This is a genomic window from Streptomyces sp. NPDC060064, from assembly GCF_042736455.1.
GTDB lineage: Bacteria > Actinomycetota > Actinomycetes > Streptomycetales > Streptomycetaceae > Streptomyces.
Genome location: NZ_JBHWWF010000030.1, coordinates 29,941 through 51,342, shown reverse-complemented (window position 1 = coordinate 51,342; position 21,402 = coordinate 29,941). Strand labels below are relative to the sequence as shown.

General features: G+C 70.5%; 13 protein-coding genes and 1 pseudogene. 7 read left to right on the top strand and 7 right to left on the bottom strand.

The window, feature by feature from the left end; all coding sequences use genetic code 11:
* Window positions 1-31: 31 nt before the first annotated feature.
* From ACFWDI_RS29990 to ACFWDI_RS29965, 6 genes are all read left to right on the top strand, one after another.
* Window positions 32-1,318 (top strand): hypothetical protein, encoded by a 1,287-nt coding sequence (locus ACFWDI_RS29990; protein ID WP_385308806.1) that lies wholly within the window; start codon window positions 32-34, stop codon window positions 1,316-1,318.
* Window positions 1,315-4,008 carry a tetratricopeptide repeat protein gene (locus tag ACFWDI_RS29985; RefSeq protein WP_385308736.1) on the top strand — a complete coding sequence of 898 codons (2,694 nt, stop codon included), beginning with the start codon at window positions 1,315-1,317 and terminating at the stop codon, window positions 4,006-4,008. The genes ACFWDI_RS29990 and ACFWDI_RS29985 overlap by 4 nt, the downstream gene beginning before the upstream one ends.
* Window positions 4,009-4,011: 3 nt before the next feature.
* Window positions 4,012-5,394, top strand: a complete 1,383-nt coding sequence (locus tag ACFWDI_RS29980; RefSeq protein WP_385308734.1) for a PP2C family serine/threonine-protein phosphatase — start codon at window positions 4,012-4,014, stop codon at window positions 5,392-5,394.
* An 86-nt stretch (window positions 5,395-5,480) separates the two neighbouring features.
* Window positions 5,481-6,839: a VWA domain-containing protein gene (locus ACFWDI_RS29975; RefSeq protein ID WP_385308732.1), complete on the top strand. Its 1,359-nt coding sequence runs from the start codon at window positions 5,481-5,483 to the stop codon at window positions 6,837-6,839.
* A gap of 60 nt (window positions 6,840-6,899) precedes the next feature.
* Window positions 6,900-8,162: an FHA domain-containing protein gene (locus ACFWDI_RS29970; protein WP_385308730.1), complete on the top strand. Its 1,263-nt coding sequence runs from the start codon at window positions 6,900-6,902 to the stop codon at window positions 8,160-8,162.
* A gap of 101 nt (window positions 8,163-8,263) precedes the next feature.
* Window positions 8,264-9,247, top strand: coding sequence for an IS481 family transposase (locus ACFWDI_RS29965; RefSeq protein WP_385308728.1), 984 nt, complete (start codon window positions 8,264-8,266; stop codon window positions 9,245-9,247).
* A 70-nt stretch (window positions 9,248-9,317) separates the two neighbouring features.
* Here the strand turns inward: ACFWDI_RS29965 and ACFWDI_RS29960 are convergent.
* Both ACFWDI_RS29960 and ACFWDI_RS29955 read right to left on the bottom strand, forming a co-directional pair.
* A pseudogene (locus ACFWDI_RS29960) lies at window positions 9,318-9,713 on the bottom strand (DUF6817 domain-containing protein).
* A 251-nt stretch (window positions 9,714-9,964) separates the two neighbouring features.
* Entirely contained in the window at window positions 9,965-10,207 is a 243-nt protein-coding gene (locus ACFWDI_RS29955; protein WP_385308726.1) for a hypothetical protein, read from the bottom strand.
* Between the two features lie 18 nt (window positions 10,208-10,225).
* Here ACFWDI_RS29955 and ACFWDI_RS29950 point away from each other — a divergent pair, with 18 nt between their 5' ends.
* A complete protein-coding gene (locus ACFWDI_RS29950; RefSeq protein WP_385308724.1) occupies window positions 10,226-12,244 on the top strand; it encodes a HelD family protein in 2,019 nt (672 codons plus the stop codon).
* 96 nt (window positions 12,245-12,340) lie between these two features.
* Here ACFWDI_RS29950 and glgB read toward each other — a convergent pair whose 3' ends face one another.
* The 5 genes from glgB to ACFWDI_RS29925 all read right to left on the bottom strand — a co-directional run bounded on the left by glgB (window position 12,341) and on the right by ACFWDI_RS29925 (window position 21,351).
* Window positions 12,341-14,692, bottom strand: coding sequence for a 1,4-alpha-glucan branching enzyme (gene glgB, locus ACFWDI_RS29945; protein WP_385308722.1), 2,352 nt, complete (start codon window positions 14,690-14,692; stop codon window positions 12,341-12,343).
* Between the two features lie 29 nt (window positions 14,693-14,721).
* Window positions 14,722-16,128, bottom strand: a complete 1,407-nt coding sequence (locus ACFWDI_RS29940; protein WP_385308720.1) for a maltokinase — start codon at window positions 16,126-16,128, stop codon at window positions 14,722-14,724.
* 154 nt (window positions 16,129-16,282) lie between these two features.
* The gene (gene treS / locus ACFWDI_RS29935) at window positions 16,283-18,007 is read right to left on the bottom strand and encodes a maltose alpha-D-glucosyltransferase (protein WP_385308718.1); all 1,725 of its coding nucleotides are present in this window, start codon (window positions 18,005-18,007) and stop codon (window positions 16,283-16,285) included.
* Window positions 18,004-19,992, bottom strand: coding sequence for an alpha-1,4-glucan--maltose-1-phosphate maltosyltransferase (locus ACFWDI_RS29930; RefSeq protein ID WP_385308716.1), 1,989 nt, complete (start codon window positions 19,990-19,992; stop codon window positions 18,004-18,006). The genes treS and ACFWDI_RS29930 overlap by 4 nt, the downstream gene beginning before the upstream one ends.
* Before the next feature lie 447 nt (window positions 19,993-20,439).
* Entirely contained in the window at window positions 20,440-21,351 is a 912-nt protein-coding gene (locus ACFWDI_RS29925) for an SDR family oxidoreductase (RefSeq protein ID WP_385308714.1), read from the bottom strand.
* Between the last annotated feature and the right edge of the window lie 51 nt (window positions 21,352-21,402).

The following is a 21,402-nucleotide window of genomic DNA, read 5'->3' as shown; positions in this document are numbered from 1 at the left end:
GATGGGCGTCGCGGGACCCACCGGGCCGGTGATGGACCGGGACGAGGTGGACCGTGCGCTGGCGCGGCTCGGCGCGGAGCACGAGGCGATCGAGACGTCGCTCCTCGCCCTGCAGGACCACGCGGGCCGCAGGCTCCTCGAAGGTGCCGGGCTGACGGGCGTCACCAAGGACCGCTGGACCTCCACCGAGCAGGCGATAACGCTGCTGTGGGGGTACTTCGACGCGTACACCGCCGCCCTGAACGACACGCGTGAGCTGCGCGCCAGGCGGCGCTGGCCCAGTCGCGAGGACCTGGTGGAGCTGACCGACCGGCTGCGCGGCCGCAGCGTCACGATCGCCAGCTCCGCCGCTCACCCGGCTCCCTCGATCACCGGACCCGCCAAGCTCTCCGAGCAGTTCACGCTCGAGGAGCTGGTGGCCCGGATGAACGAGCTGTACGCGAGTTCGCTGGACATGGTGGTGACGGCCGACTCGGTGTGGTCCGCGCTGCCCGCGCGGATAGACCTGCTCTCCGCCGAGCTGCAGCGCACCCGCTCGCTCGCGCACTCCGTCGGCGTACGGCCCGGGGAGCACCCGGCCGGCGACGAGCTGGAGTCGATCACCCACGAACTGTCCACACTGCGCGCCCAGGTGATCTCCGACCCGCTGGCCTTCTGGCGGTCCGCGCCCGGCAGTTCGGCCCCGGGCGGCGGCCGGCCCGACACCGACCGCTACGACCGGGCGGCACGGGCCCTGGAGGACATCCGCCGGGAGATCGAGGCGGTGCTCCAGGTCCGGCAGGACTCGGAGGCGCGGCTGCTCCGGCTGCGCGATGTGCTCTCGCGCGCCGACCGGACGCTGACCGAGGCGCGTTCGGCGCGCGGCGAGGTGCTGGCGAAGATCGCGGCATCCGAGGTGCCCGCGGTCAGCGGCCCGCCGACCATACTGCAGGAGCGGCTCGCCACCGCCGCCGAGTACCGCAGGTACTCCCAGTGGCACCGGCTGTCGCCGCTGCTGGAGTCCCTGGAGCGCGAGGCCGAGGACGAACTGCTGCGCGCCCGCGAGTCGTTGACCGCGGTCACGGCGCCGCTCGCGGTCCGCGCCGAGCTGCGCGGCCGCCTGGACGCGTACAAGGCGAAGGTGGCCAGGCACGGGATGGCGGAGGATCCGCTGCTGATCGAGCGGTACGACGCGGCCCGCCGGATGCTGTGGAGCGCGCCGTGCGATCTGCGGGTCGCCGAGCAGGCGGTGCTGCGCTATCAGCAGGCCGCCGCGGAAGTACTGGTCCCGAAACAGTCCGGACCGTCCGGGCCCACTGACCGCAGGGGGGATTCATGAGCGAGGACAAGCACTGTCAGCGCCCCGGTTGTGAGGGCTCCTACGAGGACATGGGCAGCGGTGAGCTGTACTGCGAAACCTGCGGTCTTGCGCCCGTCGTCTCGCCCACCGGCATGGTGGCCTCGCAGCCCACCGGCATCACGGGCGGCGGCCGGGGCAGCAGTTCCGCACGGAGCAGTTCACGTTCCTCGCGGGCCTCGTCGCGCTCGTCGACCTCGCGCCGTTCCGTCTCCGGCCGGCTGTCGCGTTCGCTCTCCGGCAGCAGCACCTCGTCCCGTTCGGTCTCGGTGCGCAGCTCCGGCACCAGCTCCGGCGCGTCCGGCCGCAACCGCCTGGGAGCCGGCCTGGTCTCCGTACCGGATGTGCCGCGCCCCGATCCGCGCTCGGCGGTGATGGAGAACCCCGAGGTCCCGGAGCGGAAGCGGTTCTGCTCACGCTCCGACTGCGGGGCTGCGGTGGGACGTTCGCGCGGTGAGCGCGCCGGCCGTACGGAAGGTTTCTGCACCAAGTGCGGGCACCCGTACTCCTTCGTGCCGAAGCTGAGCGAGGGCGGCATCGTGCACGGGCAGTACGAAGTCATGGGCTGTCTCGCCCACGGCGGCCTGGGCTGGGTCTATCTGGCGGTGGACCGTGCGGTGTCCGACCGCTGGGTGGTGCTGAAGGGTCTGCTGGACACGGGCGACCAGGACGCGATGGCGGCGGCAATCTCGGAGCGCCGCTTCCTCGCGGAGATCGAGCACTCCAACATCGTCCGGATCTACAACTTCGTCGAGCACCTCGACCAGCGGACCGGCTCTCTCGACGGCTACATCGTCATGGAGTACGTCGGCGGAAAATCGCTGAAGGAAATCGCCAACGACCGGCGCGGAGCGGACGGCAAACGCGACCCGCTGCCGGTCGAGCAGGCGTGCGCGTACGGCATCGAGGCGCTGGAGGCGCTCGGGCATCTGCACAGCAGAAACCTGCTCTACTGCGACTTCAAGGTCGACAACGCCATCCAGCAGCAGGACCAGCTCAAGCTCATCGACATGGGCGCGGTCCGCAGGATGGACGACGACGAGTCCGCGATCTACGGCACGGTCGGCTACCAGGCGCCGGAAGTCGCCGAGGTCGGCCCGTCGGTGGCCTCGGACCTGTACACGGTCGCGCGGACGCTGGCCGTGCTGACCTTCGACTTCCAGGGCTACACCAATGTGTTCGTGGACTCCCTGCCCGACCCGGATAACATCCAGGTCTTCCGGACGTACGAGTCCTTCTACCGGCTGCTGGTGCGCGCGACGGACCCGGATCCGGCGCGGCGGTTCGCCTCGGCGCAGGAGATGGCGGAGCAGCTGACGGGCGTGCTCCGGGAGGTCGTGGCGATTCAGACGGGTCGCCCGCGGCCTGCGCTGTCCACGCTGTTCGGCCCGGAACTACGGGTCACGGACACGCAGTTGTTCGCGGAGCTGACGGGGGACGTGTCGCAGCTGGGCGCGCGGGTGGTGCAGCCTTCGGGCCGCGGGCGCGCCAAGCGGACGGCCGCCGGGAACGGTCCGGCCACCGGAAACGGTGCGGCCGCGGTGGACGGATCGGCCGCGGTGGGCGCCGGTCCGGCGGCCCACCCCTGGGGCGCCGGAAGCGCCGGAATCCCGGGCGCCGCAGTCGCCAACCCCTACGCGTCACCGGCCGCCGCGATCCCCGCGCCGCGTGCGGAAGGCCTCGGCGCGCCGCCCGCCGGCCTGTCCCTCGCACCGCATCTCGCGGTGCTCGACACCCGGGCGACCTCGCTCGCGCTGCCCGTGCCGCGCGTCGACCCGAACGACCCCAACGCCGGCTTCCTCGCCGGCCTCATGGCCTCCGCGCCCGCCGAGCTGATCGCCGCGCTGCACTCCGCGGCCGCCAGTTCCCCCGAGACCCGGCTGCGCGAGCTGCGCTCCCGTCTTGAGATGCGCGAACTGGACTCCGCCACCAGGGCGCTGGCGACACTGGAGAGCCAGCATCCCGACGACTGGCGCGTCGTCTGGTACCGCGGTCTCACCTCGCTGGTGACCGGTGAGAACGAGGTCGCGGCGCTCTCCTTCGACGCGATCTACGACGCGTTCCCCGGCGAGCCCGCGCCCAAGCTGGCGCTGGGCGTCTGCGCCGAGGTGCTCGGCCAGCTGGACAACGCCGCGGAGTACTACCGCCTCGTGTGGACGACCGACCCGAGCTATGTCAGCGCCGCGTTCGGCCTGGCCCGGGTGCAGATCGCGGCGGGCGACCGGGCCGGAGCCGTACGGACCCTGGAGTCGGTACCCGAGGCGTCGATCCACTACACGGCGGCGCGGGTCGCGGCCGTACGGGCGAGACTGCGGCGACGCGCCGCGCACGACCCCCTGATCGACGACCTGACGGCGGCCGCGGCGCAGGTGGACGCCCTGAAGGACTTCGGTCTGGACGCGGTGCGCCGTGAGCAGTTGTCCACAGAAGTACTCGGGACGGCTCTCGACTGGGTACTCTCCGGAAGTCCCGGAGTCCAGCCGTCCGTACCGACCGCACCGAACATACAGAGCGCAGCGACCGTGCTGCTCGGCAGCGAACTGGACGAGCGCGGCCTGCGCTTCGGGCTGGAACGCTCCTACCGGGTGCTCGCCCGGCTCGCCCAGCGCGGCGAGGAGCGGATAGACCTGGTGGAGCGGGCGAACCGCTTCCGCCCCCGGACGTGGGTGTGATTGATGTCGTCGCAGAAGCAGCATCAGCTGGCCACCGGGGCGACATGCCCCAGCTGCGAGGAACCGCTGGAGACGGGTGACCTGTTCTGCGGTGCGTGCGGGTACGACCTGTCGGCCGCGCCCGCACCCCGGGACGACCGTCCCACCGTCGCCATCGGCACTCCCGTCGAGTGGCCGGCGGCCACCGGGACGGACACCTCGGGCACGCCCGCGCCGGTACATCTGCCGGACGATCTGGCGGGTACCACCTCGGGCGGCGGTCAGCTGTCCGCATCGGCCGTGCGGTACGACGATCCGCCCGGCCATGAGGCGTCCGCCGACGCCAGCGCCTCATCGAGCGGCGACTTCGAGCTGGCCGCACCCGATGCGGGCACCGCCGTGGCCGCCGACCCGCGCGCCGTGGACCCCGCCACCCCTTCCGCGCCCGCCACTCCTTCCGCGCCCGGCACCAAGCTCTGCGTGGCCTGCCGCGCCGGCCATGTCGACACCGACGGCTACTGCGAGAACTGCGGCCACGCGCAGCCACGCGAGCGCGACCACATGGAGCAGGAGCTGGGCTCGGTCGCCGCCGTCAGCGACCGCGGGCTGCGCCACCACCGCAACGAGGACTCGTTCGCGGTCTCCTGCACGGCTCTGCCGGACGGCTCACCCGCCGTCGTCGCGATCGTCTGCGACGGGGTCTCCTCGGCGACCCGCCCCGACGAAGCCTCGGAGGCCGCCGCGAGCGCCGCCAACGAACTGCTGCTGGAGTCGCTGCCGCGCGGCACACACCCCCAGCAGGCAATGCACGAGGCGATCATCGCCGCCTCCGAGGCGGTCAACTCCCTTGCCGTGGACCCCGGTCAGGCCGAGGCCATGGAGCACGATCCGCACCGCCATCAGAACGCACCCGCGTGCACGATCGTCGGCGCGGTGGCCGGCGCCGGTCTGCTGGTCATCGGCTGGGTCGGCGACAGTCGCGCCTACTGGGTGCCCGACGACCGCAGCGGCCCGCCCGCCCGGCTCACGGAGGACGACTCCTGGGCCGCCCAGATGGTGTCGGCCGGCCTGATGAGCGAGGCGGAGGCGTACGCCGACGAGCGCGCCCACGCCATCACGGGGTGGCTGGGAGCCGATGCGTACGAACTCGAGCCGCACACCGCCTCCTTCAAGCCCGACCGGCCCGGTGTGGTCGTGGTCTGTACGGACGGCCTGTGGAACTACGCGGAAGGCGCTGAGGAAATGGCCCGGGCCATCCCGGTGGATGCCGCGGACCGGCCGCTGCACAGCGCGCAGGTACTGGTCGGTCATGCGCTCGACGGCGGCGGCCACGACAACGTAACAGTGGCCGTCCTGCCGTTCGCCGTGCCGCACCAAGGGGCAGGATCGGCCTACAACAAGGCTTGAGCCCCGATATGTCCGGCGAGCCGTCGCCCGCGGGACACCCGTGTCCTTTTCTCGCCGCCACAGTGGAGCCTCAAGGAGCCGATCAGATGGCCAATTTCTCCAAATCCCAGGTGCCGCAGTTCTCCGTCGAGGTGTACCAGAACGAATTTCTGCCGGAGGGCGGCCGCGAGGTCAACGCGATCGTCACGGTCGCCTCCACCGGAGGCGGCACCAGCGGCGGGGCGCCGCTGGCGGGAGCGTCGTCCTCCCCCTCGTACATACCGGGGCAGGCACCGAGCGCCGCTGTGGTGATCATGGTCGACTGTTCCGGCTCCATGGACTATCCGCCGACCAAGATGCGCAATGCGCGTGATGCCACGGCCGCCGCCATCGACACCCTGCGCGACGGTGTCGCCTTCGCGGTGGTCGCCGGTACGCATGTGGCGAGCGAGGTCTATCCCGGAGGCGGCCGGCTCGCGGTCGCCGATGCGCAGACCCGCGGCCAGGCCAAGGAGGCCCTACGCCGGCTCAGCGCGGGCGGCGGCACCGCGATCGGCACCTGGCTGCGGCTGACCGACCGGCTGCTGGCCTCCTCCGACGTCCCGATCCGGCACGGCATCCTGCTCACCGACGGGCGCAATGAGCACGAGTCCCCGGAGGACCTGCGGTCCGCCCTGGACTCCAACGCGGGCCGCTTCACCTGCGACGCCCGCGGAGTCGGCACGGACTGGGAGGTCAAGGAGGTCACCGGCATCGCATCGGCGCTGCTCGGCACGGCCGATATCGTCGCCGACCCGGCCGGGCTGGCCGCGGACTTCACCAGCATGATGGAGAACGCGATGGGCAAGGAGATCGCGGATGTGGCCCTGCGGCTGTGGACGCCCGTCGGCGTGGAGATCAAGTTCGTCAAGCAGGTGGCGCCGACGGTCGAGGAGCTGACCGGGCGGCGTACGGAGGCGGGGCCGCGGGCCGGGGACTATCCGACCGGCTCCTGGGGCGACGAGTCCCGCGACTACCACGTGTGCGTCCAGGTGCCGGAGGCGGGCATCGGCCAGGAGATGCTCGCGGCCCGGGTCTCGCTGATCATTCCGGCGGCGGACGGCGGCGCTCCCGAGGTGCTTTCGCAAGGGCTCGTCAAGGCGGTGTGGACGGACGACATGGTGGCGTCCACCTCGATCAACCCCCAGGTCGCGCACTACACGGGGCAGGCCGAACTGGCACAAGTCATCCAACAGGGGCTGGATGCCCGCAAGTCGGGCGACTTCGACGGCGCGACCGCCAAACTGGGCCGTGCGGTACAGCTCGCGGCGGACTCGGGGAACGAGGACACTGCGAAACTCCTTTCGAAGGTGGTGGACGTCGTCGATGCGGCGACAGGTACTGTGCGACTGAAGGCGAAGGTCGCGGAAGCCGACGAGATGACCCTCGAAACGCGCTCCACCAAGACGGTTCGTGTGAAGAAGTAGCAGCAGAAGCACTGATGTGAACGGCCCTCGGGCCGAACAAGGAGAGGGGGAAGCGCCGACATGCCGACCTGCCCGAACGGACACCAGTCGGGTTCCGACGACTGGTGCGAGGTCTGTGGCCACCGCATGGCCGGTCCTGGCGCTCCCGCGGGTGCCGTTCCGCCGCCGCCTCCCCCGCCGCCGCCGGCCTACGGCTACCCGGGCCCCGGCGATCCGAACGCCACCGCCCAGGCCGAGCTCTGCCCGCAGTGCCGCACCCCGCGCGAGGCCATGGCCCCGTTCTGCGAGGAGTGCCGGTACAACTTCCTCACGCACACGGCGACGTCGTACACCCCGGTGGCTCCGTCCCAGCAGCCCCCCGGGCTGAACCTTCCGCCGGGCTTCCAGTCCCAGCCCGCGCAGGCGTCGGCACCGCTGCCGCCCCCGCCCCTGCCGCCGCACCTTCAGCAGCCGCATCAGCCGCCGCAGCATGATCCGTACGACTACCAGAGCTCGCGGCCCTCGCAGATGAACCGGCCGGCCGAGCCGCTGACGAACGAACCGCCGGCCCAGCAGCAGCCGTACCAGCAACAGCCGGGTCCCCCGGCCCCGCCGTCCTTCCCGCACAATCCGTTCCCCAACCCGCAGGCGCAGCCCGGCCCGCCGGCGCCGCCCGCGTACCAGCAGCCTGCTCCGCCCGCCCCGCCGCAGCCCCAGCAGACGGGCGGTGGCGACGACTGGATACTCTCCCCACCCTCGCAGCCCCAGGCACCACAGAGTCCGCATGCGCCACAGCAGCCGGATTCGTTCCGGCAGCCGGGGGATCCCTTCCAGCAGCAGCCGATGCCGCAGCAGTACGCCCAGGAGCAGGGCCGACCTCAAGGCCAGCAGCAGGGCCAGCAGCCCGGCCGGCAGCAGCCGCCGCAGTACCAGACCCCCGCGGGCTGGACCGCCGTCATCGCGCCCGACCGTGAGTACTTCCTGGCGATGATGCAGCGGAGCGGCCCCGAGGCCACCGGCCTCAATCTGCCCGCGTACTCGCCCGAGCAGCACCTGCCGCTCACCGGGAACCAGATCACCATCGGCCGCCGCCGGCACTCCACGGGCGAGTCCCCCGACATCGATCTGTCCGTACCGCCGGAGGACCCGGGCGTCTCGCACCAGCACGCGGTGCTGGTCCAGCAGCCCGACGGCTCCTGGGCCGTTGTCGACCAGAACTCCACCAACGGCACCACGCTCAACGGCGCCGAGGACCCGCTCCAGCCCTATGTGCCCATCCCGTTGAACGACGGCGACCAGGTCCACGTCGGCGCCTGGACGACCATCACCATCCGGCGCGGCTAGGTGTATTGATCACGAGCGTTGTTGACACGCACGGGTCTTGATCATGGCGAAGGCCTCCGTGTGTGGTGGAGGTGTCGAATCTTCACCGCCCGGAGGCCTTCGTGTCCCACCGTAATGCCCGGTTGACTGTCTTCGGGAGGCAGTTGCTGGTTGAACGTGTCTGTTCCGGACGGCCGGTCGCTCACGTGGCCGCCGAGATGGGGATCTCGCGGGCCACGGCTCACAAGTGGGTGCGCCGGTGGCGGGCGGAGGGCGATGCGGGTCTGCAGGACCGCTCCAGTCGGCCGCACACCGTCCCGCACCGCACGGCCGCCGCTGTCGAGGCTCGTGTCTGCGAACTCCGCCAGGCCCGCAAGCTGGGCCCGGCCCGCATCGGCCCGATCCTCGGCCTGCCGGCCTCGACCGTGCACCGCATCCTCGCCCGCCACGGTCTGAACCGGCTGGCCTGGCTGGACCGGCCGACCGGCGAGCCCATCCGCCGCTACGAGCGGGCCCGGCCCGGCGAGCTGGTCCACGTCGACATCAAGAAACTCGGCAACATCCCTGACGGCGGCGGCTGGCGCACGGTCGGCAGGACGGCCGGCGACCGCAACCGGCAGGCCACCACCGACCGGCGCAAAAGCAGCAAGCCGGTGATCGGCTACAGCTACATCCACTCCGCCGTCGACGACCACTCCCGCCTGGCCTACAGCGAAGTCCTGACCGACGAACGCAAGGAGACCGCCGCAGCCTTCTGGCAGCGGGCCCACGCCTTCTTCACCGACCACGGCATCACCGTCGAACGCGTGCTCACCGACAACGGCTCCTGCTACAAGTCGTTCCTCTGGCGAGACGCACTCGCTACGGCCGGCATCACGCACAAGCGCATACGGCCCTACCGGCCCCAGACCAATGGCAAGGTCGAACGCTTCAACCGCACCCTGCTCGACGAATGGGCCTACCTGCGGCCCTACACCAGCAACACCGAGCGGACCACCGCCCTGGCAGACTTCCTGCACACCTACAACCACCACCGCTGCCACACCGCACTCGCAGGCCAGCCACCCATCAGCCGCGTGAACAACGCTGCAGGTCAATACACCTAGTCCGCGCCGTCCTTGTGCCCTTGAAGGCCGTCGCCGGTGACCAGGCGCACATCCTGGCGCGCGGCTTCGCTCAGCAGCGGCCGCCACGCGGTGAACAGCACCGGCCGTGCCGGGACCAGGACCTGCCGTCTGTCTGGGCGAGGTCGAGTTCATTGACGGCGGTGAGCTCGGCGAAGTCCTGACGTTGCTGGAGGCTCGGTGTGTACGTCACGTCCGTGAACCGGTCGCGGAACGCAGCGTCGTCCTCCGCCGACGTCCCGTAGGAAGCCTTCCGGTCGCAGCTCGCGTAGAAGTACACGAGCTCCTCCGCCTCCGTACCGACAGCGGCCGCCAGCACGTCCCGCCGCCCCAGCGGCAGCAGGACTGTCGCGAAGCCGTCCGTTCCGTAGAACGCATGGCACAGCCCGTCCGGCCGGAGCTACGGCCGCGCGCCCCAGTGGGCCAGTCGCTCGCGCACCCGTTCCAGATGGGCGAGCAGCGTCCCGCCCGGCTGTTCCAGCTGATCGGGTCCGTACTTGCGCAGCAGCGCGACGGACTCCGCCCCGTCCAGGTGTCTCGGCCGGACTCCTCGGCGACGCTTCGGCGCAGAAAAATACCCCGGACCGAATTGACGGCCGGGGTATTTCTCTGCGTATATTGGATGTTTCCGTGTTCACGCACGCTAAAGCACACGGAGAAGTTCACTGGGGACACCGTATCGCGTCAGGAGCTGAATTGTCAACCGAGGAATTGCAGAATGAGCAGCAATTCGTCTCCCTGCTCTACAAGCGTCTCGACGCGCTTCGCGAGCAGGCCGAAGGTGCGGTCCGGACAGCGATCGGGCAGGCCGCGACCGGTCTTCAGGCCCGCGTGGAGCGCGATGTCAGCGTCGCGGAACAGTCCGGACAGCTGTCCGGACTGAATGCCGTGGATTCCGGACTCTGTTTCGGGCGCATCGATCTCAAGGACGGTGCCAGGCACCACATCGGACGTATCGGAATGCGACAGGACGATACGGAGCGCACCCCTCTCCTCATCGACTGGCGGGCTCCCGTCGCGCGGCCCTTTTACCTCGCCACCGGCCATGAGCCGATGGGCCTGCGCCGCCGCCGGCACATCACCACCAAGGCGCGCACCGTCACCGCGCTGCACGACGAGATCCTCGATCTCGCCGACGCCACCCGCACCGGGTACGAGGACCACGACGCGGACGCCGTGCTGCTCGCCGCGCTCGGGGCCGCGCGTACCGGGCGGATGAGCGACATCGTGCAGACCATCCAGGCCGAGCAGGACCGCATCATCCGCGCCCCGCAGCGTGGCGTGCTCGTCGTCGAGGGCGGGCCCGGCACCGGGAAGACCGCGGTCGCGCTGCACCGGGCCGCCTATCTCCTGTACGCGCACCGCGAGCAGCTCGCCCGCCGCGCCGTGCTGATCGTCGGGCCGAACCCGGCGTTCCTCGGCTACATCGGTGAGGTGCTGCCCTCGCTCGGCGAGACCGGGGTGCTGCTGTCCACCATGGCGGAGCTCTATCCCGGCGTACGGGCCACCGGGACCGACACTCAGCGGGCCGCGGCCGTCAAGGGCCGTGCGGAGATGGCCGATGTGCTGGCCCGTGTCGTACGCGACCGGCAGACGCTCCCCGAGTCGGTGCCCGGGGTCGACCACGAGGACAGCGGGACGCTGCCCGAGCCCGCGCTGGAGATCGACCATGAGGAGCACGGGACGCTGCTGCTCCACCGCGAGATGGCGTACGAGGCCCGCGACCGGGCCCGCGCCACCGGGCTGCCGCACAATCTGGCCCGGCCGCGCTTCGCCTTCCGGATCATCGACGCGCTGACCGAACAGCTCGTGGACCGGCTCGGTGCCGATCCGTACGGCGGACCGAACCTCCTCGGCCCCGACGACATCGCCCAGCTCGGCAAGGAGATCGCCACCAGCGCCGAGGTGCACTCGGCGATCGACGAGCTCTGGCCCTCGCTCACCCCGCAGCAGCTCGTCGCCGACTTCCTCGCCGAGCCCGAGGCCCAACTGCCTCACGAGGAAGCCGAGATCCTCCGGCGTACGCACGGCGCCTGGACGCCGGCCGATGTGCCGCTGCTCGATGAGGCCGCCGAGCTGCTCGGCGTCGACGACAGCGCGGAACGGGCCGCCGCAGAGGCCGAGCGGCAGGACCGGATCGCCTACGCGCAGGGTGTCCTCGAGCTCTCGCAGGGCTCCAAGACGTATGAGTTCGAGGACGAGGAGTCCGAGGTTCTCGCCGCGCACGACATCATCGACGCCGAGCGGATGGCCGAGCGCCAGGAGGAGGCCGACCACCGCAGCGCGGCCGCGCGCGCCGCCGCCGACCGGACCTGGGCGTTCGGGCACATCATCGTCGACGAGGCGCAGGAGCTGTCCGCGATGGCGTGGCGGCTGCTGATGCGCCGCTGCCCCACGCGCTCGATGACCCTGGTCGGCGACCCGGCCCAGACCGGTGACGCGGCCGGCTGCGGGTCGTGGCAGGAGATCCTTGGGCCGTACGTCGGCGACCGCTGGCAGCACAACCGACTGGGCGTCAACTACCGTACGCCCGCCGAGATCATGGAGCTCGCGGCGGACGTGCGGCGCCGCGAGGACCCCGCCTTCGAGCCGCCGCGCTCGGTGCGTTCCACGGGCGTACGGCCATGGGAGGTGGCTGTCGCCCCGGACGAGCTCGCACGGACCGTCGCCGAGCGGGTGGCCGGATCCCCGTACGAGGGGCGGCTCGCGGTGATCGCCCCGGCCGGGCTCCACACCGCCCTCGCGGCCGAGCTGCCCGATGTCCCGAGCGGCGGTGAACCGGACCTCACCCGGCCCGTGGTGCTGCTCGACCCCCGCCAGGCGAAGGGCCTGGAGTTCGACACGGTGATCGTCGTCGAGCCGGAGCTGATCCGCGCCGGCTCGGCCCACGGCACCAACGACCTCTATGTGGCGCTGACCCGCGCCACCCAGCGCCTGGGGGTGGTGCGTACGGACCGCGGCCGCGGCCTGTCGCGGTGACCGCGCCGGCTGACCGGGTCCGACCGGCAGCCGGTGCGTCCTCGATCGCCGGTCGGGCCGGAAGGACAAGCCCGCCCGGCGATCGAGGACATACGTTCACGCCGGGCGCAGCCACACCGTCGCCAGCGGCGGCAGTGTCAGCTGGATGCTGGCCGGGCGGCCGTGCGACGGCACCGACTCCGGCTTCAGCGGATCCTCGTTGAGCACATTGCCGCCGCCGTAGCGCGCCGCGTCCGTGTTGAGGACCTCCGTCCATGCCTGGCCCGGGTCCGGCACACCGAGGCGGTACTCATGGCGGACCACCGGCGAGAAATGGCTGACGGCCAGCAGCGGTGCGCCCGAGGCGTCGTAGCGCAGGAAGGCGAAGACATTGTCCTCCGCCGCGTCGCCGTCCACCCAGGCGAAGCCCTCGGGCACCGTGTCGCGCTGCCAGAGCGCGGGAGTCGCGCCGTACACCGCGTTGAGATCGCTGACCAGGTGCCGTACCCCGCGGTGGTCCGCCTCCGCCGCGTACGACGGGTCGAGCAGCCACCAGTCCGGGCCATGGCCCTCCGACCACTCCGCGCCCTGCGCGAACTCCTGTCCCATGAAGAGCAGTTGCTTGCCCGGATGCGCCCACATGAAGCCCAGATAGGCGCGGTGATTGGCGCGCTGCTGCCACCAGTCGCCGGGCATCTTGCTCACCAGCGACCGTTTGCCGTGCACCACCTCGTCGTGCGAGATCGGCAGGACATAGTTCTCGCTGTATGCGTACACCATCGAGAAGGTCATCTCGTTGTGGTGGAACTTGCGGTGCACCGGTTCGTGCGTGACATAGCCCAGCGAGTCGTGCATCCAGCCCATGTTCCACTTCAGGCCGAAACCGAGGCCGCCGAAGCCGCCGGGGCCCACATGGTGGGTGGCACGGGTGACGCCGTCCCAGGCCGTGGACTCCTCGGCGATGGTGACGACGCCGGGACAGCGTCGGTAGACCGTGGCGTTCATCTCCTGGAGGAAGGCGACCGCGTCCAGGTTCTCCCGGCCGCCGTGGACGTTCGGCGACCATTCGCCCTGCTCGCGGGAGTAGTCGAGGTAGAGCATCGAGGCGACGGCATCCACCCGCAGCCCGTCGATATGGAACTCCTCGCACCAGTACGTCGCGTTGGCGACCAGGAAATTCCGCACCTCCTTGCGGCCGTAGTCGAACTCGAGGGTGCCCCAGTCCGGGTGCGCGGCACGCGCCGGGTCCTCGTGCTCGTACAGCGTGCGGCCGTCGAAAGCAGCCAGCGCCCAGTCGTCCTTCGGGAAGTGCGCCGGCACCCAGTCCACCAGCACCCCGATGCCCGCCCGGTGCAGGGAGTCGATGAGGAAGCGGAAATCGTCCGGGGTGCCCATCCGGGAGGTCGGTGCGTAGAAACCGGTGACCTGATAACCCCAGGAACCGCCGAAGGGGTGCTCGGCGACCGGCATCAGCTCGACATGAGTGAAACCCAGGTCCTTGACGTACGCGGGGAGCTGGAGGGCGAGCTGGCGATAGGTCAGGCCGGGCCGCCAGGACCCCAGGTGCACCTCGTAGACGGAGAGGGGCGCCTCGTGCACCGGCAGGTCGCCGCGGTGCGCCATCCACTCCTCGTCCCGCCACACATGATGGGACTCGGTCACGATCGAGGCATTGGCGGGCGGCACCTCGGCGCGCTGCGCCATCGGGTCGGCGCGCAGGGTGTGCGAGCCGTCCGGGCGGGTGATGTCGAACTTGTAGAGCGCGCCCTCGCTCACCCCCGGGACGAACAGCTCCCACACGCCCGTCGAGCCCAGTGACCGCATCGGATGGCCGGTGCCGTCCCAGTAGTTGAAGTCGCCGACGACGCGCACGCCGCGGGCGTTGGGCGCCCAGACGGTGAACCGGGTCCCGGTGACGGCCTGGTGCGTCATCGGATGCGCGCCGAGCGCCTTCCACAGCTCCTCGTGCCGGCCCTCGCCGATCAGATGCAGATCGAGTTCGCCGAGTGAGGGCAGGAAGCGGTACGGGTCCTGCACCTCGATCTCGAGGGTGCCCGGGCTCTCGTCCTCTTCGGTGGCCTCGCCCGCGTCGTACGCGACCAGCAGCTGGTACTCCGGAACCGTACGCAGCGGCAGCACACCGGAGAAGAACCCGTCGCCGTCCTCGTGCAGCTCGGCCCGCAGCCCCTTGGCCAGCACGGTCACCGCCCGCGCGTACGGGCGCAGCGCGCGCAGCTCGACGCCGCCCCGCACCGAGTGCGCGCCGAGCAGCCCGTGCGGATCGTGGTGGGTGCCGGCCAGCAGCCGTTCCCTGTCCCCGGCCGCGAGCGGTCGCGCGGCCCGTACGCCATGACTGCCGCCGGCGCGCGGCCGTGGCGCGGCGGGCTGCTTGCGGCCGGGCCCGGCCGCTGCCGTCGGATTCGGTACATCGGGGTCGGACGAATTACGGGACGGGGGTCGGGCGGTCACGGGGTCGGCCTCCTTGGGCTGTGGGGGGATCAGGTGAGGGCGGCCAGACGGTCGATCGCCGCCATCGGCACCGGCAGCCAGTCGGGGCGGTGCCGGGCCTCGTACACGACCTCGTACACGGCCTTGTCCGTCTCGTACGCGCGCAGCAGTTCGGGCTCGGTGCGCGGATCGGCGCCGGAGATCTCGGCATAGCCCTCGCAGTACGCCGTACGGCAGCGCTCCGCCCAGGCCGGGTTCCACGGGCGGTGCGTACGGGCCGCGTAGTCGAACGAGCGGAGCATGCCGGCCACATCGCGTACCGGGGGCTGCGGCCTGCGCCGTTCGCTGAGCGGGCGCGCGGGCTCACCCTCGAAGTCGATGACCGACCAGTGGCCGTCGCCGTCGGAGGATCCGGAGACACCGGGGGAACCGGCGCCGAGCAGGGTCTGCCCCAGATGGAGGTCGCCGTGCACGCGCTGGGCCCGCCAGGCGCGGCCGCGCCTGCCCAGCGCGGCGATCGCGTCGAAGGCGGCGCGCAGCCGGGGCGCGTACGGCAGCAGGGCGGGCACCGCCTGCGCGGCCGCGTCCAGCCGCTCCGACATCGCCGCAGCCAGATGCTCGGCCTGCTGCCGGCGCAGCATCACGGTCGGCAGGGCGCCGGCCAGCGCCGCATGGACCTCGGCGGTGACCCGGCCCAGCGCGCAGGCCTCTGCGGTGAAGGAGCGCCCGTCCGCCAGCGACTCCAGCGCGAGCAGCCAGCCGTCCTCGGAGCCGCGCAGGAACGGCTGCAGAACACCGAGGGTGTACGGCTCCGGCGTGGTGGACTCGTACCAGGCGACGGGTGCGGGCACCCGGCCGCACCCGGCGCGGGCGAGCGCGAGCGGCAGCTCGAGATCGGGATTGGGGCCCGGATGGACCCGGCGGAAGAGCTTGAGGATGTACGCATCGCCGTACACCAGCGAGGAGTTGGACTGCTCGGCGTCCAGCGGCCGTGCGGTGAGCCCGCCGGGAATGGCCGGGCCGCGGTCGAGGCGGTCGAAGCGGAGCGGCCCGAGCACGCCGGGTGTGCGCAGCCGCTCCAGGATCAGCTCGGCGAGACGCGGATCATGCACGCCCTCGTAGACCGTCAGCCCGGCCAGCGGGCCCTCCGCGGGACGGCCGATCAGCGCGGGCGCGAGATACGGCGGCAGTGTCTGGCGTACGCCGAGCAGGAGTTGGTAGCAGTCGTTCGTGGACGGAGCGGGAGGTCCATGCTGCTGGACGCGCACGAGCAGATGCAGCAGTCCGGCACCTGGGCCGTCCACCGGCAGCAGTTCGGTCGCCGAGACGGGCGAGAACCCGGTGACAGGGCGGCCCTTGCCGGCGAACCAGCGCTGCCGGGGCAGCCATTCGTGCAGGAGTGGGGCGAGTGACGGGAGAAGAGCGACGGGAGTCCGGGTGGATGCAGCCTCCGACATGGCATCGCGTCCTTTCCCCGGGTACACCACGAATGCGCAGAGTGTCCCGGATTACAGCAGTGGCTGTCCGGCGGCGCGCGGGGATGAAGGGGAGAGTGCCCGGTGCGGGGCGGCGGAAACCGCCCCGCGGGACATACCTGTCCCCAGATGTGACTCAGGTCGTAGCCGAATCCTTCCGCAGCCGGAACCAGTAGAAGCCGTGACCGGCGAGAGTCAGCAAGTAGGGCCACTGACCGATGGCCGGGAATCGCACTCCGCCGATGAGCTCCACCGGATGGCGTCCGCTGAACCTCCGCAGATCGAGCTCGGTGGGCTGCGCGAAACGCGAGAAATTGTTCACGCAGAGCACGAGATCGTCCCCGTGTCCGTCAACTGACGGGGCCTCGCGCAGGAACGCGAGCACGGCCGGGTTCGACGAGGGCAGTTCGGTGTACGAGCCGAGTCCGAAGGCGTGGTTCTGCTTACGGATCTCGATCATCCGCCGGGTCCAGTGCAGCAGCGAGGACGGCGAGGCCATCGCCGCCTCCACATTGGTGACCTGGTAGCCGTAGACCGGATCCATGATCGTCGGGAGGTAGAGCCGGCCCGGATCGCTGGAGGAGAATCCCGCGTTCCGGTCCGGTGTCCACTGCATCGGGGTGCGTACGGCGTCCCGGTCGCCGAGCCAGATGTTGTCGCCCATCCCGATCTCGTCGCCGTAGTACAGGATCGGCGAGCCCGGCAGCGACAGCAGCAGCGCCGTGAACAGCTCGATCTGATTGCGGTCGTTGTCCAGCAGCGGGGCCAGCCGCCGGCGGATGCCGATATTGGCGCGCATCCGCGGATCCTTGGCGTACTCCGCGTACATGTAGTCGCGCTCTTCGTCCGTGACCATTTCGAGCGTGAGCTCGTCGTGGTTGCGCAGGAAAATGCCCCACTGGCAGTTCTTCGGGATCGCCGGTGTCTTGGAGAGGATTTCGGAGACCGGATAGCGCGATTCGCGCCGTACGGCCATGAAGATCCGCGGCATCACCGGGAAGTGGAACGCCATATGGCACTCGTCGCCGCCGACCGGGAAGTCGCCGAAGTAGTCGACGACGTCCTCCGGCCACTGGTTGGCCTCGGCGAGGAGCACGGTGTCCGGGTAGTGGGCGTCGATCACCTTGCGTACGTGCTTGAGGAAGGTGTGGGTGGCGGGGAGGTTCTCGCAGTTGGTGCCCTCCTCCTGGTACAGGTACGGCACGGCGTCCAGCCGGAAGCCGTCGATGCCCAGGTCCAGCCAGAAGCGCAGGGCCGAGATGATCTCCTCCTGCACCGCCGGGTTCTCATAGTTGAGATCGGGCTGGTGGGAGAAGAAGCGGTGGAAGTAGTACTGCTTGCGCACCGGGTCGAAGGTCCAGTTGGACGTCTCGGTGTCGACGAAGATGATCCGGGCGTCCTGGAACTGCTTGTCGTCGTCGGCCCAGACGTAGTAGTCGCCGTACGGCCCTTCCGGGGCGCTGCGGGACTCCTGGAACCACGGGTGCTGATCGCTGGTGTGGTTCATGACAAAGTCGATGATGACGCGCATGCCCCGCTGATGGGAGGCGTCGACGAACTCCACGAAGTCGGCCAGGTCGCCGAAGTCCGGGAGCACGGCGGTGTAGTCGGAGACGTCGTAACCGCCGTCCCGCAGCGGCGACTTGAAGAACGGCGGCAACCAGAGGCAGTCGACTCCCAGCCACTGCAGATAGTCCAGTTTGGCGGTGATGCCCTTGAGGTCGCCGATGCCGTCGCCGTTGCTGTCCTGGAAGGACCGCACGAGGACTTCGTAGAAAACGGCCCGTTTGAACCAGTCGGGGTCGCGATCCTTGGCGGGTGTGTCCTCGAACGTGTCGTGGACGGGCTCATTGACGATCATGATGTGGGTGACCCTCCGATCGGCGGGGACGGTCGCAGAACGAGGATGTGCGCGGGCGTGCTGCCCGGCTCGAGGCGCACATAGTTGGCCCTGCCCCAGTGATAGGTCTCGCCGGTGAGCTCGTCGCGCACCGGTGCGCTCTCGTGCCAGTCGAGGCCGAGATGCGGCATGTCCAACGAGACTGTGGCCTCCTGGGTGTGGTGGGGGTCGAGGTTGGCGACCACGAGGACGGTGTTCGAGCCCGACCGTTTCGAGTACGCGATCACCGCGTCGTTGTCGGTGTGGTGGAAGTGGATGTCACGCAGCTGCTGGAGGGCGGGATGGCGGCGGCGGAGCCGGTTGAGGGTGGTGATCAGGGGGGCGATGGTGCGGCCCTCGCGCTCCGCCGACTCCCAGTCGCGCGGCCGCAGTTGGTACTTCTCCGAGTGAAGGTACTCCTCGCTGCCTGCCCGCACGGGCGTGTTCTCGCAGAGCTCGTAGCCGGCGTACACACCCCAGGACGGCGCCATGGTCGCGGCGAGCACCGCGCGTACTTCGAACGCCGGGCGGCCACCCTGCTGGAGGTAGGCGTGCAGGATGTCGGGCGTGTTCACGAAGAAGTTGGGCCGCATATGGGAAGCGGCATCGCCGGAGAGCTCGGTGAGGTAGTCGGTCAGCTCCTGCTTGGTGTTGCGCCAGGTGAAGTACGTGTACGACTGCTGGAAGCCGATCGCGCCGAGGGTGTGCATCATCGCCGGGCGGGTGAACGCCTCGGCCAGGAAGAGCACATCGGGATCGGTGCGGTTGATGTCCGCGATCACCTTCTCCCAGAAGATGACCGGCTTGGTGTGCGGGTTGTCGACGCGGAAGATCCGTACGCCGTGCTCCATCCAGAAGCGCAGCACCCGCAGCGTCTCGCGAACCAGTCCGCGCATGTCCTGGTCGAAGGCGATGGGATAGATGTCCTGGTACTTCTTCGGCGGGTTCTCGGCGTACGCGATCGAGCCGTCGGCGCGGTGGTGGAACCACTCGGGGTGCTCGGTCACCCAGGGATGGTCGGGCGAGCACTGGAGCGCGAAGTCCAGGGCGACCTCCATGCGCAGGGCGGCTGCCGTCTCGACGAAGTGGTCGAAGTCCTCGAGGGTGCCCAGATCGGCGTGGAGCGCGTCATGGCCGCCGTCGGCCGAGCCGATGGCCCAGGGCACTCCGACATCGTGGGCGCCGGGGGAGAGGCTGTTGTTGGGGCCCTTGCGGAAGGTGGTGCCGATGGGGTGGACGGGCGGCAGATAGACGACGTCGAAGCCCATCGCGGCGACGGCGGGCAGCCGTTCGGCCGCGGTGCGGAAGGTGCCGGAGACGGGCGGCGCGCCCTCCTTGACGACCGCGCCCTCGGAGCGCGGGAAGAGCTCGTACCAGGAGCCGTACAGCGCGCGCTGCCGCTCGACGAGGAGCGGCAACGGGCGTGAGGTGGTGACCAGTTCGCGCAGTGGGTGCCGGGCGAGCGCGGCGGCCGCGTCCGGGGCCAGGGCGGCGGCGAGCCGCGCGGCGGCGGGCCGCGCGGCGTCGCGCAGCGCGTCGACGGCGGCGAGCACGGCCTCGCGCCCGTCGTTCTTGGGCACTCCGGCGGCGGCGCGTTCGTACAGGTCGGCGCCTTCGGCCAGCACGAGGGGGGTGTCGATACCGGCGGGGATCTTGATCTGGGCGTGGTGCCGCCAGGTGGCGACCGGGTCGCTCCAGGCCTCGACGGCGTACGTCCAGCGGCCCTCGGCATCCGGGGTGACGTCGGCACCCCAGCGGTCGGCGCCGGGCGCGAGCTCGCGCATGGGGGTCCAGGGGCCGGGGTGACCGCTCGGATCGCGCAGTACGACATTGGCGGCGACCGCGTCATGACCCTCGCGGAAGACGGTGGCGGTGACCTGGAAGGTCTCACCTGCCACCGCTTTCGCTGGCCTTCTTCCACAGTCGACGAGGGGGCGGACGTCCAGGACGGGGATGCGACCGATCATGGGATCACCTGAGGGCTGTGCGGGCAGGGCGGATTGAGCGGGTTGTTTCTTTTTACGAGGTTTGGTTGTTCTTTGTAGCTGCTCAGTCGGCGACTGGCGGGCTGTGGGCATGGCCGCTCCTGTCCGCGTTCACTCGGGTGGGCGGAAAGAATGCTGTGAGAGGTGCGCGATCGCATGCGTACCGGAGGAGCCTTCCCACGACCCTCGGGTGGGCAATCCGGTGGTTTGTTAACTACTAGGGCGTGGATGGCGGCACAAGAACCTCGCGAGCCCTGATCGGGTTTGCACGGGCCCTGATCGGGTTTGCCGGAGCATTGGTGACGGCACAGGAACCTCGCGGGCTCGAACTGGTTTCCGCAGGAAGCAAAGAAACCGGCCCCGTCAAGTGACGGGACCGGTCTCGGCCGACTGCTTACGCGCCCCAGCTCGGCTCGGGCTTCCTTCCGCTCATGACTCCTCACCCGACCACATCTGCCACGGCTGCCGCGCCACCCAATCGTCCACCGGCGCCGGCTTCACCGAGAGCGCCTCCGCGGTGGCGCCGTCGTCGCCCGCCAGCAGACCGGGCTCCGCGCCGCTCGCCATGTAGTGGTAGATCCCCGCCACTCCGGCCGCCGCCTCGCGGCCAAGGATCTGCGCCAGCCCCTGCTCGAAGATGCCCGGCTCCAGTGGTACGTAGCGGACATCGCGCCCGAGCCCCTGCCCGAACGCCGCCGCGAGCTCACTGCCCGTCAGCGTCTGCGCACCGCCGATGTCGAAGGTGCGGCCCGCCACACCGTCCACGGTGAGCGCCGCGTAGACCGCCTCCGCCAGGTCCCGGTGCGAGATCCACGCGGTCGGCGTGTCGGCCGGCAGGGGATAGGCGAGCACACCCTCGTTCACCAGCGCCGGGCCGTTCCACGGGCTGAAGAGGTTGTCGAGATAGACCGGCGGTCGTACGACCACGACCTCCACGCCACTCTGGGCGAGGCTCTCCCGGAACACCGTCTCGGCGAGCCGGCGCGTCTCGAAAGCCGCGACATTCGTGGTCCGGTCCGGGATACGGGTGTTGGCGTTGTAGACCAGTCGGCGCAGCCCGGCCTCGCGGGCCGCCTTCGCGATGTGCTGTGCGTACGTCATGACCCGCTCGGCCTGGTACACGAGCGGCAGCACCACCGCGGCGTGTGTGGCCCCTGCGAAGAGCTGGCGTACGTCTTCATAGCGCCCGAGGTCACCGCCGGCGACGGAGATGCCGGGCAGCTCCGGGCGGTCCGCGTCGGACTTGCGGCTCAGTGTGCGGACCCGGTGGTTCCGTTCGGCCAGCAGGCGGGCCGTCGCACCGCCCTGGAAGCCGGTCGCCCCCACAACCGCTACGCGCATCGGATTGTGATCGGACATAAGTCTGATGAGCCCTTCGATAGGGTGTGACTG